Annotated in this window: 23 protein-coding genes and 1 pseudogene; 16 read left to right on the top strand and 8 right to left on the bottom strand. The window is 70.5% G+C overall.

Features of this window, described 5'->3' with window-relative positions; all coding sequences use genetic code 11:
• Window positions 1-45 precede the first annotated feature (45 nt).
• The 5 genes from dgcN to ACFONC_RS10010 are packed head-to-tail and all read left to right on the top strand — an operon-like array spanning window position 46 to window position 6,116.
• Window positions 46-1,098, top strand: coding sequence for an N-acetyltransferase DgcN (gene dgcN, locus ACFONC_RS10030; RefSeq protein WP_386743685.1), 1,053 nt, complete (start codon window positions 46-48; stop codon window positions 1,096-1,098).
• Entirely contained in the window at window positions 1,083-2,111 is a 1,029-nt protein-coding gene (gene dgcA / locus ACFONC_RS10025; RefSeq protein WP_386743683.1) for an N-acetyl-D-Glu racemase DgcA, read from the top strand. The genes dgcN and dgcA overlap by 16 nt, the downstream gene beginning before the upstream one ends.
• A 43-nt stretch (window positions 2,112-2,154) precedes the next feature.
• A complete protein-coding gene (gltS, locus tag ACFONC_RS10020) occupies window positions 2,155-3,393 on the top strand; it encodes a sodium/glutamate symporter (protein WP_386743681.1) in 1,239 nt (412 codons plus the stop codon).
• 60 nt (window positions 3,394-3,453) lie between these two features.
• Window positions 3,454-5,169, top strand: coding sequence for a gamma-glutamyltransferase (gene ggt, locus ACFONC_RS10015; RefSeq protein ID WP_386743679.1), 1,716 nt, complete (start codon window positions 3,454-3,456; stop codon window positions 5,167-5,169).
• A 47-nt stretch (window positions 5,170-5,216) separates the two neighbouring features.
• A complete protein-coding gene (locus tag ACFONC_RS10010) occupies window positions 5,217-6,116 on the top strand; it encodes a LysR family transcriptional regulator (RefSeq protein ID WP_386743677.1) in 900 nt (299 codons plus the stop codon).
• 52 nt (window positions 6,117-6,168) lie between these two features.
• Here the strand turns inward: ACFONC_RS10010 and ACFONC_RS10005 are convergent, their stop codons facing one another.
• Together ACFONC_RS10005 and rsgA are read right to left on the bottom strand one after the other, a co-directional pair.
• Complete coding sequence (locus ACFONC_RS10005) at window positions 6,169-7,428, bottom strand: flavohemoglobin expression-modulating QEGLA motif protein (RefSeq protein WP_386743675.1); 1,260 nt, start codon at window positions 7,426-7,428, stop codon at window positions 6,169-6,171.
• Between the two features lie 247 nt (window positions 7,429-7,675).
• Window positions 7,676-8,766 (bottom strand): annotated as a pseudogene (gene rsgA, locus ACFONC_RS10000) (ribosome small subunit-dependent GTPase A); the annotation flags it as partial.
• 264 nt (window positions 8,767-9,030) lie between these two features.
• Between rsgA and ACFONC_RS09995 the strand changes: the two are divergent.
• The 3 genes from ACFONC_RS09995 to ACFONC_RS09985 are packed head-to-tail and all read left to right on the top strand — an operon-like array spanning window position 9,031 to window position 11,728.
• Window positions 9,031-10,284 (top strand): aminotransferase class I/II-fold pyridoxal phosphate-dependent enzyme, encoded by a 1,254-nt coding sequence (locus ACFONC_RS09995; RefSeq protein ID WP_386743673.1) that lies wholly within the window; start codon window positions 9,031-9,033, stop codon window positions 10,282-10,284.
• Window positions 10,281-11,045, top strand: a complete 765-nt coding sequence (locus ACFONC_RS09990; protein WP_386743671.1) for an SGNH/GDSL hydrolase family protein — start codon at window positions 10,281-10,283, stop codon at window positions 11,043-11,045. Before ACFONC_RS09995 ends, ACFONC_RS09990 begins: the two co-directional genes overlap by 4 nt.
• Before the next feature lie 11 nt (window positions 11,046-11,056).
• The gene (locus tag ACFONC_RS09985; RefSeq protein WP_386744638.1) at window positions 11,057-11,728 is read left to right on the top strand and encodes a class I SAM-dependent methyltransferase; all 672 of its coding nucleotides are present in this window, start codon (window positions 11,057-11,059) and stop codon (window positions 11,726-11,728) included.
• 196 nt (window positions 11,729-11,924) lie between these two features.
• Here ACFONC_RS09985 and ACFONC_RS09980 read toward each other — a convergent pair whose 3' ends face one another.
• Window positions 11,925-12,719: a polysaccharide deacetylase family protein gene (locus tag ACFONC_RS09980; protein ID WP_386743669.1), complete on the bottom strand. Its 795-nt coding sequence runs from the start codon at window positions 12,717-12,719 to the stop codon at window positions 11,925-11,927.
• Window positions 12,720-12,754: 35 nt separating this feature from the next.
• On the opposite strand from ACFONC_RS09980, the gene ACFONC_RS09975 reads away from it, so the two are divergent.
• Complete coding sequence (locus ACFONC_RS09975; protein WP_386743667.1) at window positions 12,755-13,081, top strand: rhodanese-like domain-containing protein; 327 nt, start codon at window positions 12,755-12,757, stop codon at window positions 13,079-13,081.
• Window positions 13,082-13,096: 15 nt separating this feature from the next.
• Here ACFONC_RS09975 and ACFONC_RS09970 read toward each other — a convergent pair whose 3' ends face one another.
• The 5 genes from ACFONC_RS09970 to ACFONC_RS09950 all read right to left on the bottom strand — a co-directional run bounded on the left by ACFONC_RS09970 (window position 13,097) and on the right by ACFONC_RS09950 (window position 18,504).
• Window positions 13,097-13,648 (bottom strand): DUF924 family protein, encoded by a 552-nt coding sequence (locus ACFONC_RS09970; RefSeq protein WP_386743666.1) that lies wholly within the window; start codon window positions 13,646-13,648, stop codon window positions 13,097-13,099.
• Between the two features lie 141 nt (window positions 13,649-13,789).
• A complete protein-coding gene (locus ACFONC_RS09965; RefSeq protein ID WP_386743664.1) occupies window positions 13,790-15,940 on the bottom strand; it encodes a prolyl oligopeptidase family serine peptidase in 2,151 nt (716 codons plus the stop codon).
• Between the two features lie 202 nt (window positions 15,941-16,142).
• Window positions 16,143-16,487, bottom strand: coding sequence for a hypothetical protein (locus ACFONC_RS09960; protein ID WP_386743662.1), 345 nt, complete (start codon window positions 16,485-16,487; stop codon window positions 16,143-16,145).
• Between the two features lie 159 nt (window positions 16,488-16,646).
• Window positions 16,647-17,531, bottom strand: a complete 885-nt coding sequence (locus ACFONC_RS09955; protein ID WP_386743660.1) for a patatin-like phospholipase family protein — start codon at window positions 17,529-17,531, stop codon at window positions 16,647-16,649.
• 4 nt (window positions 17,532-17,535) lie between these two features.
• A complete protein-coding gene (locus ACFONC_RS09950; protein WP_386743658.1) occupies window positions 17,536-18,504 on the bottom strand; it encodes a helix-turn-helix transcriptional regulator in 969 nt (322 codons plus the stop codon).
• A gap of 81 nt (window positions 18,505-18,585) precedes the next feature.
• Here ACFONC_RS09950 and ACFONC_RS09945 point away from each other — a divergent pair, with 81 nt between their 5' ends.
• The 7 genes from ACFONC_RS09945 (at window position 18,586) to ACFONC_RS09915 (ending at window position 26,171) form a co-directional block, all read left to right on the top strand.
• Window positions 18,586-19,281, top strand: coding sequence for a LolA family protein (locus ACFONC_RS09945; protein ID WP_386743657.1), 696 nt, complete (start codon window positions 18,586-18,588; stop codon window positions 19,279-19,281).
• Between the two features lie 64 nt (window positions 19,282-19,345).
• Window positions 19,346-19,957 (top strand): hypothetical protein, encoded by a 612-nt coding sequence (locus tag ACFONC_RS09940; RefSeq protein WP_386743656.1) that lies wholly within the window; start codon window positions 19,346-19,348, stop codon window positions 19,955-19,957.
• Window positions 19,958-19,984: 27 nt separating this feature from the next.
• The gene (locus ACFONC_RS09935; protein WP_386743654.1) at window positions 19,985-23,101 is read left to right on the top strand and encodes a molybdopterin oxidoreductase family protein; all 3,117 of its coding nucleotides are present in this window, start codon (window positions 19,985-19,987) and stop codon (window positions 23,099-23,101) included.
• Window positions 23,098-23,325 (top strand): hypothetical protein, encoded by a 228-nt coding sequence (locus tag ACFONC_RS09930; protein WP_386743652.1) that lies wholly within the window; start codon window positions 23,098-23,100, stop codon window positions 23,323-23,325. The genes ACFONC_RS09935 and ACFONC_RS09930 overlap by 4 nt, the downstream gene beginning before the upstream one ends.
• On the top strand, window positions 23,322-24,080 hold the full coding sequence (locus ACFONC_RS09925) for a 4Fe-4S dicluster domain-containing protein (RefSeq protein WP_386743650.1): 759 nt from the start codon (window positions 23,322-23,324) through the stop codon (window positions 24,078-24,080). The genes ACFONC_RS09930 and ACFONC_RS09925 overlap by 4 nt, the downstream gene beginning before the upstream one ends.
• Before the next feature lie 210 nt (window positions 24,081-24,290).
• Window positions 24,291-25,340, top strand: a complete 1,050-nt coding sequence (locus ACFONC_RS09920; protein WP_386743648.1) for a dimethyl sulfoxide reductase anchor subunit family protein — start codon at window positions 24,291-24,293, stop codon at window positions 25,338-25,340.
• Between the two features lie 147 nt (window positions 25,341-25,487).
• Entirely contained in the window at window positions 25,488-26,171 is a 684-nt protein-coding gene (locus ACFONC_RS09915) for a DUF481 domain-containing protein (RefSeq protein ID WP_386743646.1), read from the top strand.
• Window positions 26,172-26,436 lie beyond the last annotated feature (265 nt).

Raw genomic sequence — 26,436 nt, 5'->3', positions numbered from 1 at the left:
CCGCGACTCCCTCCGCCCCGCCCCACCCCAGGACCGCCCGACCCTATGTCATCGACCGCCGCGCTTGCCCCGGCTCCGCCCGCTTCCCGCTGGCCGCCGCCCTACCTGCTCTACCTGGGCAACGCACGCGACCACCTGGCAGCCAAGACCGCCCGCGGCCTGGCCCACTGGCGGCCGCAATGGTGCGTCGGCCAGTTCCGCGGCAGCGACTGCAAGACCACGCTCGGCCTGCCGGACCTGGACTTCGAACAGGCCGTGGCGGCCGGCGCCAACACCATGATCGTCGGCGTGGCCAACGCTGGCGGGGTGATGGACGATGAAGCCGTGCAGCACGTCGTCGCCGCGCTGGACGCGGGCATGAACATCGCCTCGGGCCTGCACCAGCGATTGGCGTCGTACCCGGACATCGTGGCCGCGGCACGGCGCAACGGGCGCTTCCTGTTCGATGCGCGGCAGCCGCCGCCGCTGGCGGTGGGCAACGGCCGCTGTCGCGCCGGCCGGCGCCTGCTCGCGGTCGGCACTGACTGCTCGGTCGGCAAGATGTACGCCACCCTGGCGCTCGAACGCGAACTGCAGTCACGCGGGGTGCGCGCGGATTTCCGCGCCACCGGGCAGACCGGCATCTTCATCGCCGGCGCGGGCGTGCCGATCGACGCGGTGGTGGCGGATTTCATTTCCGGTGCCGCCGAATGGATTTCGCCCGCGCGCGACGACGGCGGCTGGGACCTGGTCGAGGGACAGGGCTCGCTGTTCCATCCGTCCTACGCCGGCGTCTCGCTGGGCCTGCTGCACGGCGCGCAGCCCGACGCGCTCGTGCTGTGCCATGAACCCGGCCGCGCCCACATGCGCGGCCTGCCGCACTACCCGGTGCCCGATCTGGCGACGTGCCTGGAGGCGAACCTGCAGGCCGCGCGCCTGACCAGCTCCGACGTCATCGCCGTCGGCGTGGCGGTGAACACCTCGAACCTGGGTGGCGCGGACGCCGCGGCCCGGGCCTGCGCCGAGATCGAGGACGCGCTGGGCCTGCCCTGCGAGGACCCGGTGACCATGGGCATGGCGCGCATCGCGGACCGGCTGCAGTCATGCTTCGCGAGCTGAGCGCGCGCCACCGCAGCTGGCCGCTGGCCACGCCGTTCCGCATCTCGCGCGGGGTCAAGCACTCAGCCGAAGCGGTGGTCGTCGAGATCCGCGAAGGCGGCTGCCGCGGGCGCGCCGAATCGGTGCCGTACGCGCGTTACGGCGAGACCATCGAATCGGTGCTGCAACAGATCGAAGGCGCCCGGCAGGCCATCGCCGAGGGCGCGTCGCGTGCGCAACTGGCCGAACTGCTGCCCGCCGGCGCGGCGCGCAACGCGGTCGACTGCGCGCTGTGGGACCTGGAGGCGCAGCTGGCCGGCTCGTCGGTGTGGTCGCTGTTGCGGCTGGCGCCGCCGCAGGTACTGACCACCGCGCTGACCGTGAGCCTGGACACGCCCGAACGCATGGGCCAGGCGGCGGCGCGGATCGCGACGGCGCGCCTGGTCAAGGTCAAGGTCGACGCCGGCAATCCGGCCGCGCAGATCGGGGCGGTGCGCTGCGCGGCCCCGACCGCGCGCCTGATCGTCGACCCCAACGAGAGCTGGAACATCGACCTGCTGCGCGACATGCAGCCCGCGTTGTCAGCACTCGACGTGGCCTTGGTGGAACAACCCCTGCCCGCCGCGGAAGACGAGGCACTGGAAGGTTTCGAATCGGCGGTGCCGATCTGCGCCGACGAGTCCTGCCACGTCGCCGCCGACCTGCCGCGCCTGCAGGGCCGCTACCAGGCGGTCAACATCAAGCTCGACAAGACCGGCGGCCTGACCGAAGCGCTGGCGCTGCGGACAGCGGCGCGTGCCAGCGGGTTCCGGATCATGGTCGGCTGCATGATCTGCTCGTCGCTGGCGGTGGCGCCGGCGTTCCTGGTGGCTCGCGGCGCCGAGTTCGTCGACCTCGATGGCCCGCTGTGGCTGAAGGCGGACCACGGCGACGGCGTGCGTTCGCACAACGGAGCGCTGCGGCCGGCCGCCGCCGGTTTCTGGGGCCAGGCCGACGGCGCGATCCGCGAGGGCGTGGCGGCCGGCGCGCAGTGACGATCGCAGGACGCACGCCCGCGAACGATTTCGAGGAACCCACATGATTGAATTGAACGCGGTGCAGACCGTGGCCTTCGGCGGCCTCGCCCTTTTCCTCGGCTACGCGCTGTGCCGCGTCATCCCCGTGCTGGGCCGATACAACCTGCCCGCGCCGGTCATCGGCGGGCTGGTGGTCGCTCTGGTGGTGCTCTGGGCGCATGGCCGCGACACCGTGCTGTTCCAGTTCGACACCGCGTTGCAGGGTCCGTTGATGGTCGCCTTCTTCACTGCCATGGGCGTCAACGCATCGGTCGCGCTGCTGCGGATCAGCGGCAAGCAGGTGATGGTGTTCCTGGCGCTGGCATCGGGATTCGCGGTGATCCAGAACCTGGTGGGGATCGGGGTGGCGACGTCGTTCGGGCTCGATCCGATGTTCGGCGTGCTCGCAGGCTCGGCGACGCTAACCGGTGGGCCGGCGACGGGACTGGCGTTTGCGCCGCTGTTCGAGCAGGCCGGCCTGGTCGGCGCCGAATCGATCGCCATCACCTCGGCGATGGCGGGCATCGTCTGCGGCGGGGTGGTCGGCGGCCCGGCGATCACCGTGCTGATCCGGCGGCTGCGCCTGAGGACGGGCGCCGACGCGGTTGCCACCGAACCGGTCGAGGTGCAGGTGCCCGCGGCGGTCGCCGAGGAGCTCGACGTCGCCGTTGGCGAGGGCGTGGTGGTGGATACCGAAGCGGCGCGCGAGTTCAACGCGCTCAAGAGCATCGTGGTGATCCTGCTCGCGATGTGGGTCGGCGCCTGGGTCGGCAAGGGTTTCGATGCGATCGGCCTCACCCTGCCGGTCTACATCGGCGCGATGCTGGTGGGCGCGGTGATCCGCAACTTCGACGACCACACCGGCTGGGTCGGGCTGTCGGTGCAGACCACCGACCTGATCGGCAACGTGTGCCTGGCGCTGTTCCTCGCGGTGGCGCTGATGAACCTCAAGCTGTGGGAGCTGTCGGGGCTGGCGCTGCCGCTGGTGGTCAACCTTGCGGTGCAGGTCGCGCTGGTGGTGGCGTTCTGCATCCCGGTGTTCCGCATCATGGGCCGCGACTACGACGCGGCGGTGATGGGCGGCGGTTTCATCGGCTTCATGCTCGGCACTACCGCCAACGCGATGGCGGTGATGCGCACGCTGGTACTGCGCTACGGCATGGCGCCGCGCGCGTTCCTGGTGGCGCCGCTGGTGGGGGCGTTCTTCATCGACTTCACCAATGCGCTGATCATCACCGGGTTCCTCAACTTCTGGCCGTAGGTCGACGAAGGCCCGGGCAACCGCACCCTGTCACTCCCAACGCAGCGAGGAACATCGCGCATGACACTTCGCATCCTGTACCGCGCCCGCACCTGCGTGTCCGTCGGCGTTCTGGTCGTGTTGTCCGCCTGCGCAACCGGCGGGCACGTCCCGACGCCCGCTCCGGACGAAGCGGTCGTGGTCGCGGCGCATCCGCTCGCGGTCGACGCCGGCACCGCGGTGCTGCGGCGCGGCGGCAGTGCGATCGACGCGGCGGTCGCGGTGCAGGCGATGCTGGGCCTGGTGGAGCCGCAGAGTTCGGGCCTAGGCGGCGGCGCCTTCATCATGGTGTACGACGCGGACAGCGGCGAGGTGACCAGCTACGTCGGGCGCGAGAGAGCACCTGCGCTGGCCACGCCCGCGCTGCTCGACGATGCCGACGGAAATCCGCTGCCGCGTTCCGAGGCGATGCTGACCGGACGCGCCACCGGCGTCCCCGGTGCGGTCGCGGTGTTCGCGGCCGCGCAGCGCGACCACGGCCGTCTGCGCTGGGACCAGCTGTTCGACGAGACCATCGAACGTGCCGAGGAAGGATTCCGCGTCACCCCGCGGCTGGCGCAGCACATCCACGGCAAGTTCCCGCAGGCGTCGGCGCCCGACGTCACCGCCTATTTCTCCGATGCCGCGGGCAACGCGCTGGAGGTCGGCGACCTGCTGCGCAACCCCGCTTATGCCGACACCCTGCGCACCCTCGCCAAGGGCGGGCCGTCGGCGTTCTACCACGGCGACATCGCGCGCGCGATCGTCGCCCGCACGCACCAGCCGCCGCTGGGCGGCGCGATGAGCGAGCAGGACCTGGCCGATTACGAACCCACGACCGGCGAACCGATCTGCCGGCCGCTGCGCCAATACGTGCTGTGCGTGCCGCCGCCGCCGACCAGCGGCGTCGGCCTGCTGCAGCTGATGGCGCTGCTCGACGGCACCGACATCGACCAGCGCGGGCCAGGCGATCCGCAGTCGTGGTTCCTGTTCGCCGAGGCCAGCCGGATCATGTATGCCGACCGCGACCAGTACGTGGGCGACCCGCGCTTCGTGCCGGTTCCGGTGCAGGGTCTGCTCGACCCGGCCTACGTCGACGCGCGCCGCAAGCTGATTGGCGCCACGGCCGCGGTGCCCGCGCCTTCGGCCGGACGGCCCGAAGGCGCGCCGCCAGCGGTCGCCGACCGCACCGACGAACCGGGCGGCACCAGCCACATGGTCATCGTCGATGCGCACGGTAACGCGGTGTCGATCACCACCACGATCGAATCGTTCTTCGGTTCCGGGCGCATGGTCGATGGCTTCTTCCTCAACAACCAGCTCACCGACTTTTCCTGGAACCCGGCCGCCGGCCCCGTTCCCGCCGCCAACGCGATCGCCGGCGGCAAGCGTCCGCGTTCGTCGATGACGCCGGCGATCCTGCTCGATCGCGACGGCAACTTCGTCGGCGCGATCGGTTCGCCCGGCGGTTCCGCGATCCCCGCCTACATCGCCAAGACGCTGGTGGGCCTGGTCTATTGGGACCTGCCGCTGCAGCAGGCGGTCGACCTGCCCAACCTGGTCGCGCGCGGCAAGCGCTTCAACGGCGAGGCCGCGCGTTTCTCCCCGCGCATCCGCGCCGGACTCGAACGCCGAGGCATCGAGGTCCGCGCCGGTTCCGGCGAGGACTCGGGCCTGCACGGCGTGTTCATTCGCGAAGGCAGGCTCGAGTGGGCGGCCGATCCGCGGCGCGAGGGAGTCGGGCGCAGTCCCGAGTAGCAGATCGCGATCTGACAAGAGCCGGGCCGCGCCTTAAGATCGACGCCATGCGATTCCGCCAGATCGAAGTCTTCCACGCCGTCTACACGACCGGGTCGATCAGCGCCGCCGCGCGCACGCTGCATGTTTCGCAGCCCTCGGTCAGCAAGGTCCTGCACCACACCCAGTCGCAGCTCGGCCTCACTCTGTTCACCCTGGTGCGCGGGCGTCTGGTCGCCACCGACGAGGCGCATGCGCTGTTCGTGGAAGTCAGCGAGATCTTCGAGCGCCTGACCTCGCTGCAGAAGACCGTCAGCAACATCCGCAACGTGGGCGGCGGCCACATTCGCCTGGGCGTGGTGCCGTCGCTGGGCCTGCACGTCGCGCCGCTGGCGATCGCGCGCTTTCGCAAGCTGCATCCTCAAGTCACCTTCGACGTGCAGACGCTGCACCACGACGAGCTGTTCCAGGCGCTGTACGAACGCACCTGCGACATCGCCATCGCCTACGACCCGCCCGCGCACCCGCGCATGAAACGCCGCGTGCTGGACACGGGCGAGCTGATGCTGCTGTTCCGGGAAGACGAGCTTGCCGACGTCGGCGATGCCGTGCCGCTGTCGCTGCTCGACGGCCGCAACATGGTCGGCTTGACCACCAGCGGCCCGGTCGGCGACGCGTTCACCGCCGAACTCAAGCGCCAAGGCGTGGTGATCCATGAAGTGGTGTCGAACCAGACGTTCTACATCGCCGCGGCGCTGACCGGCTGCGGCGCGGGCATGACGGTGGTCGACGAATTCACCGCGCGCGCCGGCTCCGAAACGTCCGTGCGTTTCCGGCCCCTCGACCCGCCGATCAGGTTCAAGGTCGAATGCGTGTTCCTGGAGGACCGGCCGCCTTCGAAGGCAGCCGAGGAGTTCATCGCCCTGCTCGCTTCGATCATTGAGGAGATCCGCGCGCCGGCCGGCTAGCGCAGGCCGGCTTGCGCGGGAACGACTCGTCGCCGCTTCCTCGACGCGCCGGTCAGATATCGAATCCCGGCGCCCCGGACACCTGGTCCAGCCGGATGCGGTTGGCGAACAGCGAGAACGCCAGCATTCCCGCCAGGCCATTCGCGCGCGACACCCAGTGCGGCAGCCAGCGCGGCGGCTGCAGCACGCCGGCCTCGAACAGCGGCGCGAAGCGCTGCACGTCGCCCAGCGTCATCTTGCCGGCGAACAGCTGCCGGCACAGCCTCAGCCGACGCTCGCGCAGCGCCCAGCGGAAGAAGGTGTGCACGCCGACCAGGCCGCGCAGGTACACCGCGTCCTTGGTGAACGCGTGGCCACCGTCCAGCGGCACGCCGCGGAACACGCGCTGGGCCGAGGCGAAACTCTCCTCCGCCGACTGCCCGGCATCGAGGAAGTAGCGGAACACGTCGACAAAGCCGGCGCCTTCGAGTGCCATCGCGATCGCCTCGATGCGCAGGCTGACCCGCTTCATGCGCTCGATGTCGATGTTGCCGGTGATCTGCTCGGCGAACACCGCCAGCCCTTCCTGGGTAGCGGTGGCGCGCGGCGACGACAGCGCCAGGCTGCCGAGCAACGCCTGCTCGCGCCCGTTGAGCGCGGTGAGCGAGTGCACGAAGGCTTCGTGCTGGAGCAGCTGGTGGTGGTCGTAGTCGGTGTATTCCGCGCCCGCGCGCAGGCGGATGCGGCGCGATCCGGCGGCGGCCTTGGCGATCATGTCCGGGTCGAGTTCGACCGCGATCACGCGTTCGCCGAAGTAGCGGTCGAGTTCGGACTGCAGCTGCAGCTGCAGCGCCGTGGCCGAGATGATGACCTGTTCGGCCGGCGAGAGCAGTTCGCGGTCGAGTTCGTTGGCGATGTCGATGAAATGCCGCGCGGCCTCGCGCGCGGTGGGGCCCTGGCCGGGCAGCGGATCGTCGGGGCGGCCGTAGAGCGCCGCCGAATGGATGCCGGCGGCCGGCGTGCCCAGCGCTTCGAGCAGCTGCGCGGCGATCGACCAGCTGCGGGTGGACTCGACCAGGTAGGCGCCGATCGGATGCGTGGGGTCGGCGGCCGCGGCGACGGCGTCGAGTTCGCGCCGCACGTCGCCGAAGTCGTGCTTCGGGTACTCGATCCGCGGCGGCACGTCATGCCCGCGCGCGTGGCCTTCGAGGAAGCGCTGCTGCACCTGCGCCGGCCAGCTCGCCAGCGTCAGCACCTTGATCCCGCGCGCCGCGGCGACCATGCGCGCGTCGAGCGCGGCGTGATGGGCGATGTCGGGGGCGTGCGTTGTCATGGCTTCAGCCGGGGATTTTTGCTCCTGCCCCTCCCCCTGCGACGGCAGGGGGAGGTTGGGAGGGGGTGCCCACGGTTCGCGCTGATCCGGAAGACATCCCTCCCCAGCCCGTCCGGCCCGCCAGCACAGCTGGCGGTCGCTCCGCGATGCGCGAGCCACCTCGGCCGCATGCGGCCTCGACTCGCAAGCGCATCGGTACGCCCCCTGCCTTCGCAGGGGAGGGAGCAAAGCTCAGCGCTTTCCATGCTTGTCGTCCAGGCGCTTGTGCAGCGCCTTGCCCTGCACCTTCGCCTCGGCCTTCTGCGCCAGGCGCGTGGCCAGCCTGTCGGCGGCGCCGGCGACTTCATCGCGCAGTTTGAAGTAGTTGGCCAGCCGCTGCGGATCCAGCGTGCCGGCCTCGATCGCGGCGCGCACCGCGCAGCCGGGCTCGCGATCGTGGCGGCAGTCGCGGAACCTGCACTGTTCGGCCAGCGCCTCGATGTCGGCGAAGCCGCCCTCGGCCAGGTCCTCCTCGCCGGTGGGCTTGAGCTCGCGCATGCCGGGGGTGTCGATCAGGCAGGCGCCCGACGGCAGCGGGATCAGCGCGCGATGGGTGGTGGTGTGACGGCCGCGGGCGTCGCTTTCGCGCACGCCGGCGGTCTTCATCTTCTCGACCCCGAGCAGCGTGTTGGTCAGCGTGGACTTGCCGGCACCGGAGCTGCCGACCAGCACCGCGGTCATGCCGGCCTGCAGCCACGGATCGAGCACGGCGACGCTGTCGCGGTCCTTGGCGTTGACCGCGAACGCGGGCACGCCGCCGGCAATGCCGGCAAGCGCGTCGATGGCGGCCTGCACGTCGCTGCCGTTGCGATCGGCCTTGGTCAGCACGATGATCGGCTGCGCGCCGCCGCCGTGGACGAGCAGCAGGTAGCGTTCGATCCGGCGCGGGTTGAAGTCGCCGTCCAGGCCGCTCACCACCAGCACGGTATCGATGTTGGCGGCGATGACCTGCTGCCTGTAGTGCTCGCCGGCCGCGCCGCGCTTGATCGCGGTGCGGCGCGGCAGCAGGGCGACGATGCGCTTGCCGTCGAGCAGCACCCAGTCGCCGACCGCAGCGCGCTGGTCCTGCGACGAGCTGCCCTTGCGGTAGCCGGACGGACGCTGCCATTCGGGCAGGGATTCGACCGCAAAGCCCTCGCCGGGGCCGTCGGCGACGATGTAGCCGGAGCGGTGCTGCTCGACCACCCGCGCCGGCCGCGCCTGCGGGTGCGCGGCCATCGCCTCGCGCCATGCCGAGTCGTCCGGCGCGCCTTCCCACGGCCAGCCGATGACGCGCAGGGCGGCGTAGTCGGGGTTCAAGCGCGGCGGTAGTTGGCGTCCATGGGCGGATTCTAAGCGCAGCCCGGCCGTAGGATGGGTAGAGCGCAGCGAAACCCATCGTTCACCGGACTCCAGGCACAAGCGGCTTGGGCGTACGCCTCCTCCGTTGTGCGGGTGCGTCGCCTGGGTCCGGGCGGGGTGATGGGTTTCGCTGCGCTCTACCCATCCTACGGACCGAGGCGGTGCGGTGCGGGGGGCGTTTTTCCGCTAGGCTTTGCGACCACTTCCGCCGTCCGCCAACCGATGTCGCCGCCCAGCCTGAAGACCCGCGAACGCCTGTCCGAAGTCCGATACGAAATCCGCGGTGAACTGGCCCGCCGGGCCCGCGAACTCGAAGCGCAGGGCCGGACCCTGATCAAGCTCAACATCGGCAACCCGGGCGCGTTCGGGTTCCGGGCGCCCGAGCACCTGCAGCGCGCGATCGCCGACGGCATCGCCGACACCGTCCCCTACACCCACCAGCAGGGCCTGCCGGCCGCGCGCGATGCGGTCGCCGCGTTCCACAAGGCCCGCGGCACGCCCAACGCTTCACCCGAACGCGTGTTCATAGGCAACGGCGTGAGCGAGTTGATCGACCTGTCGCTGCGCGCCCTGCTCAACCCCGGCGACGAGGTGCTGCTGCCCTCGCCCGACTACCCGCTGTGGTCGGCCTCCACCATCCTCAACGACGGCCGCCCGGTGTACTACCGCTGCAAGGTGGCCGACGACTTCCTGCCCGACCCGGAGGAGATCGAAGCGCTGGTGTCCTCGCGCACGCGCGCCATCGTGCTGATCAACCCCAACAACCCGACCGGCGCGAGCTATCCGCGCGAACTGCTCGAGCGCATCGTCGCCATCGCGGCGAAGCACGATCTGCTGCTGATGTGCGACGAGATCTACGACGGCATCCTTTACGACGACGCGGAATTCGTGCCGGTGGCGCCGATCGCCGGCGACGTTCCGTGCCTGTCGTTCGGCGGGCTGAGCAAGGTGCATCGCGCCTGCGGCTGGCGCGTGGGCTGGGCAGTGCTGTCGGGCGACCCGATGCGCAGCGGCGAGTTCCACCACGCGATGGACCTGCTCGGTGCGCTGCGGTTGTGCGCCAACGTCCCCGGGCAGTTCGCGATCGAGGCCGCCCTGCACGGCATCGACACCATCGCGCCGCTGTGCGCGCCGGGCGGGCGCCTGCATGAGGCGCGGCGCGCGGTGGTGGAAAGCTGTGCGGCCAGCGAGCACCTGAAACTGGTGGTCCCGGATGCGGCGCTGTACGCGTTCCCCGGCGTCACCGGCGCCGCGGCCGAAGGATTCGACGACCACGCATTCGCGCTGGAGCTGCTGGAGACGCAGGACGTGCTGATCGTGCCCGGCTCGAGCTTCAACGTGCCCTACCGCAACCATTTCCGCGTCACCCTGCTTCCCGAACCCGATGCGCTGCGCGAGGTGTTCGCACGCATCGACCGCGTGCTGTCGCGCCGCGTGGAAGCGGGCCGCGACGCCGCGCGGGCGGTGGGGACATGACCACGGCGCGCATGACCGGCGGCCCGCTGCCGCCGCTGCGTGCGCTGCGCTACCTGGCGCTCGGGGACAGCTACACCATCGGCGAGGGCGTGGCGCCCGCGGACCGCTGGCCCGTGCAGCTGGCGCGTGCGCTGCGCGCGGAGGGCGTGATGCTGGGCGACCCGAAGATCATCGCCAGGACCGGCTGGACCACGGACGAACTGTCGGCGGCACTGGATGCGTTTGATGCAGGCAAGAAACCTGCCGAAGAAGCTCATGTGGGAGCGGCTTCAGCCGCGAGCTCTTCGGCCCGGATCGAAAAGCTCGCGGCTGAAGCCGCTCCCACGAGATCAAAGGCGGATCCGGATGCCTGGGATCTCGCTAGCCTCCTCATCGGCGTCAACAACCAGTATCGCGGTCGCGGCGTCGACGAGTATCGCGACGAATTCGCCGGCCTGCTCACGCGCGCGATCGGCTACGCGGGCGGCCGCGCCGGCCGCGTGCTGGTGCTCTCTATCCCCGACTGGGGCGTGACGCCGTTCGCCGCGCGCGAAGGGCGCGACGCGGTGCAGGTGGCGCGCGAAATCGACGCCTGCAATGCCGCTGCACGCGGAGTCTGCGAAAGCCGCGGCGTGGCCTTCGTCGACGTCACGCCGGTGAGCCGCCGGCGTGGCGCCGAGGCGGCGATGCTGGTCGACGACGGCCTGCATCCGTCTGCCGCGATGTACGCGCAATGGGCGGCGCTGGCGCTGCCGGCGGCGCGCGGGATGCTCGCGCCATGAGCGGCGAGCCGCTGCCGCGCGAGCAGGCGACCGCGATCGCCGAGGCGTTCCTGCCGCCGCACAAGGTGCTCAACCGCTGGGACTACCACTACATCCGCAGCAAGCTGTCGACCGACCCGCTCTACCCCGGCGTGCTGCGCGCGCTGCGCGGCAGCAACGCGCCGGTAATGGACCTGGGCTGCGGCCTTGGCCTGCTCGCGCACGCGCTGCGCCAGGACGGGCAGGCGATGCCGTACTACGGCGTCGACAACGACGCGGACAAGATCGGGCGCGCGATCGCCGCCGCGGAGCGCAGCGGCCTGGCGCCGACGCGGTTCGAGGTCGTCGACCTCGCCCACCACCTGCCCCGGCACGAGGGCAGCGTCGCAATCCTCGACGTGCTTCAGTACCTGCGCGCACCTGCGCAGCAACAGCTGCTGGAGAACGTCATCGCGATGCTGACGCCCGGCGCGCGGCTGGTGATCCGTACCGGGCTGGTCGACGGCAGCCGCCGCGGGCTGGTTTCGCGGATCGGCGACCGCGCGGCGAACCTCATCGGCTGGATGCAGTCGTCGCCGCGCTGCTACCCGGACGCCGACGGCCTGCGCGCAATCCTGGAAGGCGCCGGCCTGCAGGTGACGATCGAACCGCTGTGGGGTCGCACGCCGTTCAACAACTGGCTGGTGGTCGGCCAGAATCCGTAGGTCGGGGCTACGCCCCCGACGGCTTTTGATCGTCCTGCTCCAGGCTTTTGATCGTCCCGCTCCAGGAATCCGTTGGCTCCGGTTGCCGCGTGCGTCGGGGGCGTAGCCCCGACCTACGTCCGGCCAGCTCTTGATCGTCTCGCACCGGGAATTCATCGGCTCCGGTTGCCGCGCGCGTCGGGGGTGTAGCCCCGACCTACAGGTCTTCGGGCAATACCGTCGCGTAACCCAACGCCTGCATGCGCTCCAGCAGCAATCCGATCATCTCGACGTTGCGGCCGTGCCGCGCACCCTCGTGCAGCAGCACGATCGCACCGGGCGCGAGTTCGCGCTCCAGCCGCGCCACCACCGCAACCGGATCGCCACGCACCGCATCGAACGCGCGCGCATCCCAGGCCACGCGCGCCAGGCCGCAGTCGCGCAGCGGCGCCGACACGAAGGGGTTCGCGTGCCCGACCACCGCGCGGAACCAGCGCGGCGCGCGGCCGGTGATCGCGCGCAGCACTTCCTGGCACTGCGTGATCTCGCGCCGCATCCGCGCCGGCCCCAGCGCCCAGAACCAGGCCTGCGGATGGGCGTGGCTGTGGTTGCCGATGCCGTGGCCGCGCGTGGCGATCTCGCGCACCAGGTCCGGCCGCGCCGCCGCGCGTTCGCCGACCAGGAAGAACGTCGCCTTCGCCCGGTGCGCGTCGAGCAGGTCGAGCAGCGCCGGCGTGTCGTCGGAAGGGCCGTCGTCGATCGTCAGCCACACGCGCCTGTCCGTGACCGGCAGGTGCGACAGCACCGGCCCGTACATCGCCGAGCGCGGCCGCAGCGCGCCCCAGAGGAAGGCCAGGTGGACGGCGACCAGCAGCGGCAGGCCGGCACGCCAGCCCAGCCACCACCACGCCAGCAACACGGCCAGGTGCGCGGCCAGCAGTACCCAGATCCATGCCGGAGACGCACGCGGGACGCGGTGCAGGGACGGCAGTGGTTCGCGGATCGCGCTCATCGGTGGATGATGCCACGCCGCGTTAAAATGCCCGGATGAATAGTGAAATCCGGGACCTGTCCCCCTCCGAAGCCGACGCCCGCCTGCGCGAAGGCAGCCTCACCATCGTCGACGTGCGCCCACCGCAGGAGCGCGAGCTGGCGGCCATCGCCCTGCCCTACGCGGTGCTCGACGCCGGTGGGTTCGAGGACCTGCTGGCACAATCGCGCGACCTGCCGCTGGGCTTCCTCTGCCACCACGGCGGGCGCAGTGCACAGGCGGCCGACCACTTCCGCGCGCATGGCTTCACCGAGGTGTTCAACATCGCCGGTGGCATCGACGCCTGGGCGCAGGACGTGGATCCGTCGGTGCCGCGCTACTGACGCACGACCGGCCGCTCAGAACCCGCCGCCGGCATCGAGCCAGGCCTGCTCGTCCGGCGTGTTGACGCGGCCCAGCTCGCGGTTGCGGTGCGGGAAGCGGCCGAAGCGTTCGATCACGTCGCGATGCGCGACCGCGTACTTCATGTACTCCGGATCGAGCGCGCGCGTCAGCTCGATGCAGCGCAGCTGGTCGGCCATGTCCTCGGAGTGCTCGAACGGCAGGTACATGAACACCCGCAGCGCCGGGTCGACCTGCGTATCGAAACCGGCGTCGACCGCGAGCGCGGCGTAGTGCCGCGCCAGCGGATCGGTGGCGTAGGCGTGGCCGCTGCGGCGGAAGCAGTTGCGCGGGAACTGGTCGAGCAGCAGGAGCAGCGCCAGCGCGCCGTCGGCGGTGTCCATCCACGGTTCCAGTTCGCGCCGGGCGGCGGCCCAGTGGGCGTCGGCGAACAGTTCGCGGAAGCGCGCATCGAAGGCGTCGTCGCGGGCGAACCACTTGGCGGGGCCGGCTTCGCGCCAGAAGTCGATGACGTGTCGCGGTTCGGGGAGGGTGGCTGAGTTGTTCATGCGGTTGTCCTTGGCGGGCGGCTCGAGTCGCGCTGGGCTGGTCGAAGAGCTCGCGGCTGAAGCCGCTCCCACGAGAAGCTGGGGAACACGAGTTCTGGAGCCCCTCTCCTGTTTCGCGGGAAAGGGGCCTTCTTTACATGATTACTTCGCCAACTCGTTCCACAGGAACGTGTAGTTCAGCGCCCACACGTGCGCGGACTGCTTGTTGGTGGCGCCGGCGCCGTGGCCGCCTTCGGTGTTCTCGTAGTAGCGCACGTCCTTGTCGGCGGCAAGCATCTTCGCGGCCATCTTGCGGGCGTGACCGGGATGCACGCGGTCGTCGCGGGTGGTGGTCCAGATGAAAGTCGCCGGGTAGTCCTGCGCCGGGTCGAACAGCTGGTACGGCGAGAAAGTCTTGATGAACTCCCAGTCGGCGGTGTCGGGATCGCCGTACTCGGCCATCCACGACGCGCCGGCGAGCAGGTGGCTGTAGCGCTTCATGTCCAGCAGCGGTACCTGGATCACGATCGCGCCGAACAGCTCCGGGTACTGGGTGAGCATGTTGCCGGTGAGCAGGCCGCCGTTGCTGCCACCCATCGCGGCCAGGTGCTGCGGCGAAGTGATCCTGCGCGCCACCAGGTCCTGCGCCACCGCGGCGAAGTCCTCGTAGGCCTTGTGGCGCTTTTCCTTCAACGCCGCCTGGTGCCAGCGCGGGCCGTATTCGCCGCCGCCGCGGATGTTGGCGACCACGTACACGCCGCCCTTCTCGAGCCAGCCCTTGCCGACCGTGCCCGAGTACGACGGCGTCAGCGAGATCTCGAAGCCGCCGTAGCCGTACAGCAGCGTCGGCGCGCTGCCGTCGAGGGCCAGGTCCTTCGGATGCACGATGAAGTACGGCACGCGGGTGCCGTCCTTGCTGGTGGCGAAGTGCTGTTCGATCACGTCCCTGGACGCGTCGAAGAACACCGGCATGGTCTTGAGCGTTTCCGGCTCGGCCTTGCCCGGCTGTTCGGCCAGCATCAGCGTGGTCGGCGTGACGTAGTTGGTGGTGGTGATCCACAGCGCGTCGCTCTCGTCGGCATCGACCGCGCCCACGCTGGTGGTGCCCAGCTCCATGTCGCCGATCCGCAGCGGCTCGGAGGTCCAGCCGTCGGCGCCGTGGCGCACCACGGACAGGCGGTTCTTGACGTCGTCGAGCACGTTGAGCACCAGCTGCGACTTCGTCATCGTCGCGCCGGCCAGCGAGGTGGTGTCGGTCGGCTCGAACAGCACGTCGAAGTCGCGCCCGCCGGCCATGAAGTCGTCGAAGCGGGTGACGATGAACGAACCGGCCTTGTAGGTCTTGCCGCCGACCTCCCACGGCTCGCGCAGTTCCAGCCCCAGCCATTCGCGCTGCACCGACTTCTGCGCCGAGTTGGGCACGTCGACCTTGGTCAGCTTGCCGTCCTTGCCGCGCAGGTACAGCTCGTTGTTGTAGAAGGCGAGCGCGCGGTACACGAAGTCGCGCTCGTAGCCGGGCGTGTCGTCGTGGCCGGCGCCGATCGCCATGTCGGTGGGCTTGCCTTCGTAGACGACCGTCGCCGATTCGATCGGCGTGCCGCGCTTCCACTCCTTGACGATGCGCGCGTAGCCGGACTCGGTCATCGAACCGGGACCGAGGTCGGTGGCCACGTACACGGTGTCGCGGTCGATCCAGCCCAGGCTGCCCTTGGCTTCCGGACGGTAGAAGCCGTCTTCCACCCACTGCTTCGTCGTCAGGTCGAACTCGCGGGTCACGTCGGCGTCCGCGCCGCCGCGCGAGAGCGCGACCAGGCAGCGGGTGTAGTCCGGGCGCAGGCAGTCGGCGCCGTGCCAGACCCAGTTCTCGTTCTCGGCCTTGTTCAGCGCGTCGAGGTCGAGCAGGGTTTCCCACTTCGGCTCGTCCTTGCGGTACTCCTCGAGCGTGGTGCGGCGCCAGATGCCGCGCTCGTGCTGCGCGTCCTGCCAGAAGTTGTAGTAGTACTCGCCGCGCTTGCCGACGTAGGGGATCTTGGCGTCGGAATCGAGCACGGCGAGGATGTCGGATTCGAGCTTGTCGAAGCCCGGCGCGCCGGCCAGTTCGGCTTCGGTGCGGGCGTTCTGCTCGCGCACCCAGGCCAGCTGTTTGTCGCCGGTGACGTCCTCGAGCCACAGGTACGGATCGGCGGGCGTGGCCGGCATGGCGTCCTCCTTCGGTGCGTTCTGGTCGGCCTGCGCGGCCAGTGCGGGCGTGCCGGCCAGTCCGGCGGCGGCCGCGAGTCCCGCGGCGAGGCAAACGTGCGACAACTTGGACATTCGGATCCCCAGGCTCTGGTGGCGTTGAAACAGGCAACGCTAGCACAGCGGCGCGGGCAGGCCGGGCGCGCGGAGAGCGGACTGCACGCGCGCGGAGCCCCGCAGCGCGGGGCCCGACATGGGGGGGCGGAACGGTTGGTGCGGGACGTTGGCCCCGGGCGGGTCGAAGGTCGGCTGGAAGGCGTCGGGGGGTAGCCCCGACCTACGCTGCGCGGGGCAGCCTGGTGCGCACGGGGGTTGGGCGGCGACGCGCCTGGGTGGTGCCCGGCCGGCGCCGCCGCATGGCCGGTGACGAGTCCGGCATGCGGCGGCGCGGCAGGCGCAGGTGGAGGCGGGCCGCGGCCAGCGCGGCGAGGCTGGCCAGCGGCATGCCCAGCAGCCACAGCGGCATCCAGCCGAAGGCGGCGCTGTCGGCGCGGGCGGCCGGCAGCGAAAGCATGGCGATGGCGCCGAGGAACAGCATGCCCAGCAGCCAGGCGGCCAGGGGTGGCGCGGCGGCATCGTTGATGGCGGCATCGTGGAACAGCGGTCGGCTGGCAGGCGTCATGGCGGTGCTCCTCGGGTCGGGAGCGCAGCTTGGCGGGGGGGCATCTCAAAGGCTGCGACCTGGGGCCTGGGGCGTCGTTGCCGCGCGGGTTGGGCCTGGCGGATGTGCCGTGGGAAAAGCTCGCGGCTGAAGCCGCTCCCACAAGAGCGGGGCGGGGAATCAGTACCCGGCGGTATCCAGCGCCTTCTCCGCGGCTTCGCGACCGACTTCGACCACTTCCTTCGCGCGCCAGAACTCGTAGACCTGGCACACGTCGCGCGGGATGTTGATCGCCAGTTCCGGCGGATCCAGCGCCAGCTGCCCGCGCGCGATCTGCGCCTGCATGGTGTCCAGCGCGCGCGACATGGTGTCGATCATGCTGGCCTCGCCCGGCGGGTTGCCCAGGCGCCGGTCGAGCCAGCGCGCCAGCCGCGAGCCGCGCACGGGCGCTGCGGGCACGCCGTCGGCCGGTTCGCCGGGCGGCCGCCGCGGGCGGCTGTGCATGTCGACGGCGACCAGCCGGTGCGCGTCGGACAGCCGCGTGGCCGTGATCGGCATCGGCGCGAGCAGGCCGCCGTCGACCAGTTCGCGCCCGTGCACCACCTGCGGCGGGAACAGGCCGGGGATCGCGAACGACGCGCGCAGCGCCTCCCACAGCGGGCCGCTGCGCAGCCACACCACGCGCTGGCGCTCCATGTCGACGGCCACGGCGGTGAACGGCAGCGCGAGTTCCTCGATGCGCGGGTCGCCGACCACCTCGCGCATCGCGTCGACCAGCCGCTCGCCACCGATCATCCCGGGGCGCCCGACCACCGGGTCGAGCAGGCGCAGGAACTGGCCACGCGTGAGCTTCTCGAAGCCTTCGCGGAATTCACGCAGCTTGCCGGCCGCGTACACGCCGCCGACCAGCGCGCCGCTGGACGAACCGGCCACCGAGGCGATCCGCAGTCCGCGCGCCTCCAGCGCTTCGATCACGCCGATCTGCGCCAGCCCGCGCGCGCCGCCGGCGCCAAGCGCAAGCGCGATCGGCTCGCCGGTCGCGGCAGCGGACGCGGCGGCGGTCATCGCCTCAGCGCTCGTAGTTGCCCAGCGCCAGGGTCAGCAGCGTGCGCGCCTGCGCGCGCAGCGACTCGGGCTCGACGATCTCGGCGTCGCTGCCGTAGTGCAGCACGTCCATCAGCAGCTCGCGCGGCGCGCTGTAGGGCACTTTCAGCTCGTAGCGGCCATCGGCGAGGTAACGCCCCTGCTGCTGCGAATGCCAGTGCTCGTCAGCCACCCAGCGCGCGGCCTTGGCGCTGAACACGATCGTCGCCACGCCCTTGGGCGGGCCGGAGAAGATGCCGTAGCTGCCGGCCAGGTGCTGGTCGAGCTGCGCGTCGTCGACGTCGCGCGCTTCGGCGTCGAGCTGGCGCGCGCCGGTGATGCGGTCGACGGAAAAACTGCGCAGCGCCTCCTTCTCCTCGTCCCAGGCATCGAGGTACCAGTTGTCGCGGTAGTGGGTGATGCGCTGCGGCGACACCGTGCGCCGGGTCTTTTCGTCGGTGGAACGGGCGCGGTACTCGAACGACAGCCGCTTGCGCGACAGCACCGCCGAGCACACGGTGCGGAAGGCGTGCTCGTCCATGCGCCGGGTGCGATGCGGGATCACCCGCACGCGTTCGACCGGCCACGGCTTGCCGGCCGCGTGTTCGGACAGCAGCTTCTCGATCCGCCCCTGCAGCGGCGCCAGCGCCGACGACAGCACGCCGCCGCCGCTGCGCGAGAGCAGCTGCTGCGCGGCGAGCAGCGCGTGCAGTTCGTCGGAGTTGAGCCACAGGCCGGGCAGTTCGAAACGGTCGCCTTCGTCGGCGTCGTAGCGGAAGCCGGCTTCGCCGTCGCCCACCACCGGCGCCATCAGCCCGTCGCGCAGGAAGGCCAGGTCGCGGTAGACGGTGGCGCGCGAGCATTCCAGCTCGTCGCGCAGCCGGGCCACCGTCACCGGGTAGCGCGCGGTCTTGAGGATGCGGTGCAGCGAGAGGATGCGTTCGTATCGGTCCATGGGGCGATTATGGCCCGGGTTGGCATGTTTCGCTGGCATGTTTCGTATAACCGGGTAACCCCCGCGAAGGAACTTTCCCCGATGTCCATGCACCGCCCGATGACGCTGCTCCTGTGCGCCTGCGCCGCGCTCGCGCTGGCCGCCTGCGACCGGGGCGCGCCCGCGCCGGTTGGCCCGGACGCCCGCGCCGACGCGACCGGGGAACCTGCCGCGCCCGCCGATCCGGCCGTCGATGAAGCCACCAACAACGGGCCCGCCGCGGACGCCAGGGCCGAACTGATGGCCTCGCTGGGCGCGTTCAAGGGCATCCGCAGCTATCACGCCACCATGCAGGTCGAGGCGCAGGGCGCCAAGATGGTCTCCGAACTCGACTTCGTCGCCCCCGACCGCTTCCGCATGACCATGCCCGGCGGCATCGGCAGCCAGACGATCATCGGCGACACCATGTACATGCAGGCCGGCGGCCAGGTCATCCGCTCGAAGATGCCGGCCGGGATGACGGACAAGTGGCGCGACCCGGGCCGGCTGGAGGACGCCCACGACGGGATCGTCGTGCAGGCACTTGGCCCCGCGATCCTCGACGGCAAGCCCGTGCGCAAGTTCCTGCTGCGCCAGCCCTCGGCGGACACGCCGGCGGACATCACGATGTGGGTCGACGCGAACGGCCTGCCGCTGCAGGTCCAGGCGGTCATCACCGAACCGGGCAAGGCGGGCACCAGCCTGATCCGCTATTCGCGCTACAACGACCCGTCGATCCGGATTACGCCGCCGCAATGAACCGGTAACCGCGGTTTAACCGGGCGCTCGACAGACTGCGCGCCTTTCCACCACGGGACAGGGCATGGGACGGACAGGGAGGGTCGACCCCGGCCATGTGTTCGCGTGCGTGCTCACGATCGTCGCGCACATGTTCCTCTGGTGGATGGTGGCGCGGAAGATCGTTCTCCCCTCCGGCGAAACGGGCGGCGCGCTGCAGGTGACCTGGATCGAGCCGTCGTTGCCGTCGCCCCCGCCGCCGGCGACGGAGGTCCGGCCGGATGCGATGCGCACGTCCGCGCCGCACATGCGTGCGCCACGAACCCCATCGCCCGCCGAAGCGCAGGTTGAAGCGCACGCCACGCCGCCAGCGCCGGGCAAGGCACCGATGAGCGCGGTGTTCATCGAACAGGGCCGGGAACTGTCGCGCGCGGCGATCGACGCCGATGCCTTCGCGGCGGACCCGCTCGCACATCGCGCCGCCAGGCTGCCGGGGCCGGGAACGGATGCGTTCCGCATGCGCGAACCAATCTCGGCCGAGCGCGTGCTGCGCGCGATCGGCGGGCTGGTGGCCGGCCCCGGCTACACCACCGACCCGTGCGCACGCGTCGCCAGCAACATCCAGCAGCTCTCCCAGTCCGGCGACAGCGAGCTGCTGCAGGAAGAACTGCGCCGCAAGCGCGCGCTTTGTGACTGACGCGCGCCACGCGTGCACAATGCGGCCATGCGCCAGCCCAGCGAGCCAGCCTTGGACCTGTCGCCGTCACCGGGCGACGAGGTCAAGACAACAACCTGCTACATGTGCGCCTGCCGCTGCGGCATCAAGGTGTGGATGGCCGACGGCAAGGTGCGCTACATCCAGGGCAACCCCGCGCACCCGGTCAACCAGGGCGTGATCTGCGCCAAGGGCGCGGCCGGGATCATGCAGCACTACTCGCCGGCACGGCTGTCGAAGCCGCTGCTGCGCGTGGGCGAGCGCGGCAAGGGCGAGTTCCGCGAGATCGAGTGGGAAGAAGCGCTGCAGGTCGCCACCGACTGGCTGGCGCCGATCCGCGAGCGCAACCCGGACGAGCTGGCGTTCTTCACCGGCCGCGACCAGTCGCAGGCATTGACCGGCTGGTGGGCGCAGCAGTTCGGCACCATCAACTACGCCGCGCACGGCGGCTTCTGCTCGGTCAACATGGCCGCCGGCGGGCTGTACACGCTGGGCGGCAGCTTCTGGGAATTCGGCGAGCCCGACTGGGACCACACGCAGTACCTGATGCTGTGGGGCGTGGCCGAAGACCACGACTCGAACCCGATCAAGCTCGGCCTCGGCAAGTTGAAGGCACGCGGCGCGAAGATCGTCGCGGTCAACCCGGTGCGCACCGGCTACGGCGCGATCGCCGACGAATGGATCGGCATCCGCCCGGGCACCGACGGACTGTTCGCGTTCGCGCTGATCCACGAACTGCTGCGGATGGACCGCATCGACCTGGACTACCTGGTGCGCTACGCCAACGCGCACTGGCTGGTGGTGCGCAATCCGGGTGGCGCGGATGACGGGCTGTTCGCGCGCGACGTGGAGGGCAACGTGCTGTGCTGGGCTCTTGCCCCTCCCCCTGCGAAGGCAGGGGGAGGTTGGGAGGGGGTTGCGTCGGATCCGGTGCAAACTTCCAGAAAGAACGCCCGAGCCGACAGCACCCCTCCCCAGCCCGCCCAGCCCGCCAGCACAGCTGGCGTGCGTTCGTCGGCGCGCGAGCCAGTGGCTCGCAAGCGCACCTCCTCACCCCCCGCCTCCGCAGGGGAGGGAGCACAGGCAAGAGCCGACGCGATCGACATCGCGCCCGCCGTCGTCGGCGAGTACACGCTCGCCGACGGCCGCAGGGCCGTGCCGGTGTTCCAGCTGATCGCCGAGCGCTACCTCGATCCGCAGTACGCGCCGGAAGCCGCCAGCGAACAGTGCGGCATCCCCGCCGACACCATCCGCCGCATCGCGCGCGAGCTCGCGCAGGCAGCGTTCGAGAGCAACCTGGTGCTGCCGGTCGCATGGACCGACGCCTGGGGCCGCGAGCACGCGCAGATGGTCGGCCGCCCGGTGTCGATGCACGCCATGCGCGGGATCAGCGCGCACAGCAACGGCTTCCACACCTGCCGCGCGCTGCACCTGCTGCAGCTGCTGCTGGGCGCCGTGGATGCGCCGGGCTCGTTCCGCTACCAGCCGCCGTATCCCAAGCCGATCCCGCTGCCCAACCGCCCCGGCAAGGCGCGCCGCGCCGACGGCACCCTCGACGCCGGCCCGCTGGGCTACGTGCACGGCCCCGAAGACCTGCTGGTCGACGAACACGGCCGCCCGCGCCGCATCGACCACGCGTTCTCGTGGGCGTACCCACTATCCGCGCACGGGATGATGCACACCCTGATCCGCAACGCGCACGCCGGCGACCCGTACCGCATCGACACGCTGCTGATGTTCATGGCCAACATGAGCTGGAACTCGGCGATGAACACGCGCGAGACGATGCAGTGGCTGACCGACAAGGATGAAAGCGGCGAGTACCGCATCCCGCGCATCATCTACTCGGATGCGTTCGCCAGCGAGATGGTCGCCTACGCCGACCTGGTGCTGCCGGACACGACCTACCTGGAACGCTTCGACGCGATCAGCCTGCTCGACCGCCCGATCTCCGATGCCGATGGCGCCGCCGATGCGATCCGGCACCCCGTGTTCGACCCGGCCACGCAGGCCGGCGGCGACGGCAAGGCGCGCGACGTGCGCGGCTTCCAGTCGGTGCTGCTGGAACTTGGCGCGCGGCTCGGCCTGCCGGGCATGGTGCATGCCGATGGCTCGCCGAAGTACCGCGACTACGCCGACTACATCGTCCGCCACGAACGCGCGCCCGGCGTCGGCCTGCTCGCCGGCTGGCGCGGCGAGGACGGCGAAACGCACGGCAAGGGCGCGCCGAATCCCGAGCAACTGCAGCGGTACATCGAGAACAACGGCTTCTGGCGCGAGGAGATCCCAGAGCACGCGCGCTACTTCAAGATGGCCAACCGCGGTTACCTCGAATGGGCGCAGAAGCTCGGCTTCGTCGGATCCACCGCGCCGATCGTGCTGCAGCTGTATTCGGAGCCGCTACAGAAGTTCCGGCTTGCGGCGCAGGGACACGGCGCGTACCAGCCGCCGGCGGAACATCGCGAGCGGGTGGCGACGTATTTCGATCCGCTGCCGATCTGGTACGAGGCGTTTGAATCCGCGCAGGTCGGTGGGGAAACCCATCCCCTCCCCAGCCCTCCCCTTGAAGGGGAGGGAGCAAGAACAACGCAGTTGTTCCCCCTCCACGCCATCACCCAGCGCCCGATGTTCATGTACCACTCGTGGGGCTCGCAGAACGCGTGGCTGCGGCAGATCACCGCGCGCAACTTCCTGTACCTGCACCCGGACACGGGTGCGAGACACGGCGTGGCAGACGAGGACTGGATCACCGTCACCTCGCACCACGGCAGCATCACCGTGCAGGCGAAGTTCGCGTCCAACGTGCAGCCGGATACGGTGTGGACCTGGAACGCGATCGGCAAGCGCCGCCGCGCCTGGCGACTGGCGGCCGACGCGCCGGAAGGCGACAAGGGCTTCCTGATGAACCACCTGATCTCCGACATCACCCCGCGCGGCGACTACGCCAACGCCGACCCGGTCACCGGGCAGGCGGCGTGGTTCGACCTGCGCGTGGCGATCCGCAAGGTCGGCGGCTCCACGGACGAATCGGAGCCGCAGTTCGCACCGCTGGAGTTCGCCGAGGCCAGCGAGGCGCCGCTGCGCTACGGCGCCGCCATGCGCGCGAAAAGAAGGAGCACACGATGAAAACGTTGATGCGCGTCATCCGCTGGGCCTGCCTGCTGGCCGGCATCATCGGGCTGGTCATCAGCACCTGGGCCTTCATCGATCCGTCCGCGTTCCCGCAGATGCGCATGGGCGGCATGGTGCCGCCGCCGTCGCCGCGTTGGCGTGCGGCGCTGGGCTTCGTGTTCTCGCTGCTGCTGGTCGGCTACGGCTCCGGCAAGCTGCGCCACCGGACGCTGCCGTGACCGCGCTGCCGCCGCCATCGAAGGTCAAGCTCGGGCTGGTGATCGACCTGGACACCTGCGTCGGCTGCCACGCCTGTGCGACCAGCTGCAAGGAGTGGAACGCAGGCGGCATCGCAGGGCCGCTCACCGACGAGAAGCCGTACGGCAAGGATCCGTCGGGGGTGTGGTTCAACCGCGTGCACAGCTACGAGCTGGCCGAAACCGCGCCGGGCGCCGATGCGCCGGAGCCGGCGATGACCCTCCACTTCCCGCGTTCGTGCCTGCACTGCGAGACGCCGGCCTGCGTGACCGTGTGCCCCACCGGCGCCAGCTACAAGCGCGCCGAGGACGGCATCGTGCTGGTCGACGAAGACAAGTGCATCGGCTGCAAGCTGTGTTCGTGGGCCTGCCCGTACGGCGCGCGCGAGTATTCGCCGGTCGAGGGCGTGATGAAGAAATGCACGCTGTGCGTGGACCGGATCTACAACGAGAACCTGGACGAAAGCGAACGCCAGCCCGCCTGCGTGCAGGCCTGCCCGACCCGCGCCCGGCATTTCGGCGACCTCGGCGACCCGGGTTCCGACGTGTCGAAGCTCGTCGCCGAGCGCGGCGGCGTGGCGCTGATGCCGGAACTGGGGTACGAGCCGGTCAACCGCTACCTGCCGCCGCGTCCGCGGCGCGATGGTGGTGGGAATGACGGTGGAAGCGCGGCGCACGGCACGGACGAGGAAGCGACATCGCCGCTGCATTGGCTCGGGCGGCTGCTGAAGCGCTAGGCTCGGGGGAACAGGAATTTTCGGCCGGGCAGCGAATTGGTGCGGCAGTGGAAGTGTTGGAGGCGTCGGCATGGAAGCTGCCAAGGCTCCCTCAAGCCGTCATTCCCGCGCAGGCGGGGTTTTCAACAGACGAACGTCTGGTCATCCATGGACGCTGCTCCCATGTCATGACGCCGGGGCCGAAGTCACTGGATTCCCGCCTGCGCGGGAATGACGATCAAGAACAACAACAACAGCAACGGCAACACCCGGCAAGGATCGCCAACCGCATCGCACCACCTCCATCGGCAGAACCCGACCACCATGCACCCCGCCCTCTCCGTCATCTTCTTCACCACCCTCTCCGGCGCCGGCTACGGGCTGCTGGCGTGGCTCGGCGTGTCGCTCGCGCTGCTCAGCCTGCGCGGGCAAGTGCAGCCAACGCTGGCAGGCGTGCAGCTGGCGGCGCTGCTGCTCGGCCTGGCGCTGTCGACGATCGGCCTGCTGGCCTCGCTCGCCCACCTGGGCAAGCCGCTGCGCGCGTGGCGGGCGTTCTCGCAGTGGCGCACATCGTGGCTGTCGCGCGAAGGCGTACTGGCGATCGCGACATTGCTGCCGGCGCTGGTAGTCGGCGCGCTGCTGTGGTGGGGCGAGCCCGGCCCGACCCTCGCGGCGCTGCTGGCGGTGTCGGGCATCGTGCTGGCGCTGTGCGCGCTGGCGACGGTGGCGTGCACGGCGATGATCTACGCCTCGCTCAAGCCGATCCCGGCCTGGCGCCACCCGCTGGTGCTGCCGGTGTACCTGCTGTTCGCGCTGCTGACCGGGCTGGCGCTGCTGTTCGCACTGATGCTGGCGATGCTTGGCAGCCAGGGCACGGGCACGATGCTGTTGACGCTGGCGATCGTCGCCGCGCTGCTGGTCGCGCTGAAATGGCTGTACTGGCATGACACCGACCGCATCGGCCTGCCCGGCACCCGCGCCGCGGCGATCGGCCTGCCGGCGCGCGAGGCCACGGTATTCGAGCGTCCGCACACGGAAGCCAACTACGTCACCCGCGAAATGGCGTTCCAGGTCGCGCGCCGCCACGCGCGCTGGCTGCGCGTCGGTGCCAGCGCGCTGTTGCTCGGCGGCCCGCTGCTGGCCTGGCTGCTGCTGGCGGCGGGGATCGGCGGCCCCGCCTTCGCGCTGGCGGCAGCGGCGTTGGTCGTGCTGGCCGGCGCCTTCATCGAACGCTGGCTGTTCTTCGCCCAGGCCCGGCATGTGGTGTCGCTGTATTACTGAATGCGTTGAACTGCGCAAACGAGCCCTGGAACCGAAGGTGGGCTGAATACGTGCGCGAAAACGGCCGTGATCCTTTGGATTGTCATCCGGAACCCGGCATAATCCCGCTGTAATCGTTTCCACTGACGTTTCCAGAGAGTCCCCGCCGTGCCCGCGATCTGGTGGCTGGCGCTTGCCGGCTTGCCCGTCTTCCAGCAGTCCCTGCCCGAGTCGCCGGAAGAACCGGCGGCGCTCGCGATCGCGGCCGGGCATGTGTCGCTGCGCGCGCCGTGCTACCGGCTGATCTGCCCGGACGCGGAGTGGCTGGAACCGACCGCCTACACCACGCTGTGGAAGCCCAAGGTGCCCGGCACCGTGCCGCGCCTGCGCCCGGCCCGGGCATCGCCGCTGGCCACCCGCAGCTATGCGTCGCTGCACGCCCCCGCCACGAAGCGCGAATGGTTCGACGCCGAGGCCAGCTATGCCAAGGTCGACACGACCTACGGAATGGCGGCGATCCGGCGGCCCGACACCCACGTGCAGCTGGAACTGGGCACCGGCTACCGGCTGCAGCCATACGCCGACTACGGCACCGCCGCGATCGGCGTGATCGCCACCGGCGGGCTGCGTCTGTCGCAACGCTTCGGCGACTGGGCGGAGATCAACCAGCGCGTGCGCGTGGAAACCGGCCGCCACAACACCTTCGTGCGCCAGACCCTCGGCGTCGACATCATGCTGCAGCCGCGCCTGACCCTGCAGTCGCGGCTGGAGGTCAACCACGACAGCGCCGGCGACGGCGGCCGCGGCAGCACCGACACGCAGGGGTCGGTGAACCTGCATTACGCGTTCTAGAAGGCCGTTGAATGGGCGGCGTGGCGGCGAGCCAAGACCCGCCCTGCGGGCCTTCGCCCGCGGCGGCTGCCACGCGAAGAGCATGTCGGGGGTGTAACCCCGACCTACGGCCAACCCGCGCAGATGCGCCTTTTGCCGTTGCCGTTGCCGTTGCCGTTGATCTTGATCTTGATCTTCGGGGCCCCTCCGCAGCGGCGGAGCCGGCGGACAAGACCCAAAGGGCGCCGCACATGGATGTGCGGCGTTTTTCGCAGGGGCAGGATGC

This window comes from Luteimonas soli (genome assembly GCF_042648865.1).
Taxonomy (GTDB): Bacteria; Pseudomonadota; Gammaproteobacteria; order Xanthomonadales; family Xanthomonadaceae; genus Luteimonas; species Luteimonas soli.
This window is presented reverse-complemented; position numbering and strand designations above follow the sequence as displayed.

Bases quoted from the DNA above. Each gene is read 5' to 3' on its own strand.
- dgcN (WP_386743685.1), top strand. From the start codon at position 46: ATGTCATCGACCGCCGCGCTTGCCCCGGCTCCGCCCGCTTCCCGCTGG.
- dgcA (WP_386743683.1), top strand. From the start codon at position 1,083: ATGCTTCGCGAGCTGAGCGCGCGCCACCGCAGCTGGCCGCTGGCCACG.
- gltS (WP_386743681.1), top strand. From the start codon at position 2,155: ATGATTGAATTGAACGCGGTGCAGACCGTGGCCTTCGGCGGCCTCGCC.
- ggt (WP_386743679.1), top strand. From the start codon at position 3,454: ATGACACTTCGCATCCTGTACCGCGCCCGCACCTGCGTGTCCGTCGGC.
- ACFONC_RS10010 (WP_386743677.1), top strand. From the start codon at position 5,217: ATGCGATTCCGCCAGATCGAAGTCTTCCACGCCGTCTACACGACCGGG.
- ACFONC_RS10005 (WP_386743675.1), bottom strand. From the start codon at position 7,428: ATGACAACGCACGCCCCCGACATCGCCCATCACGCCGCGCTCGACGCG.
- ACFONC_RS09995 (WP_386743673.1), top strand. From the start codon at position 9,031: ATGTCGCCGCCCAGCCTGAAGACCCGCGAACGCCTGTCCGAAGTCCGA.
- ACFONC_RS09990 (WP_386743671.1), top strand. From the start codon at position 10,281: ATGACCACGGCGCGCATGACCGGCGGCCCGCTGCCGCCGCTGCGTGCG.
- ACFONC_RS09980 (WP_386743669.1), bottom strand. From the start codon at position 12,719: ATGAGCGCGATCCGCGAACCACTGCCGTCCCTGCACCGCGTCCCGCGT.
- ACFONC_RS09975 (WP_386743667.1), top strand. From the start codon at position 12,755: ATGAATAGTGAAATCCGGGACCTGTCCCCCTCCGAAGCCGACGCCCGC.
- ACFONC_RS09970 (WP_386743666.1), bottom strand. From the start codon at position 13,648: ATGAACAACTCAGCCACCCTCCCCGAACCGCGACACGTCATCGACTTC.
- ACFONC_RS09965 (WP_386743664.1), bottom strand. From the start codon at position 15,940: ATGTCCAAGTTGTCGCACGTTTGCCTCGCCGCGGGACTCGCGGCCGCC.
- ACFONC_RS09960 (WP_386743662.1), bottom strand. From the start codon at position 16,487: ATGACGCCTGCCAGCCGACCGCTGTTCCACGATGCCGCCATCAACGAT.
- ACFONC_RS09955 (WP_386743660.1), bottom strand. From the start codon at position 17,531: ATGACCGCCGCCGCGTCCGCTGCCGCGACCGGCGAGCCGATCGCGCTT.
- ACFONC_RS09950 (WP_386743658.1), bottom strand. From the start codon at position 18,504: ATGGACCGATACGAACGCATCCTCTCGCTGCACCGCATCCTCAAGACC.
- ACFONC_RS09945 (WP_386743657.1), top strand. From the start codon at position 18,586: ATGTCCATGCACCGCCCGATGACGCTGCTCCTGTGCGCCTGCGCCGCG.
- ACFONC_RS09940 (WP_386743656.1), top strand. From the start codon at position 19,346: ATGGGACGGACAGGGAGGGTCGACCCCGGCCATGTGTTCGCGTGCGTG.
- ACFONC_RS09935 (WP_386743654.1), top strand. From the start codon at position 19,985: ATGCGCCAGCCCAGCGAGCCAGCCTTGGACCTGTCGCCGTCACCGGGC.
- ACFONC_RS09930 (WP_386743652.1), top strand. From the start codon at position 23,098: ATGAAAACGTTGATGCGCGTCATCCGCTGGGCCTGCCTGCTGGCCGGC.
- ACFONC_RS09920 (WP_386743648.1), top strand. From the start codon at position 24,291: ATGACGATCAAGAACAACAACAACAGCAACGGCAACACCCGGCAAGGA.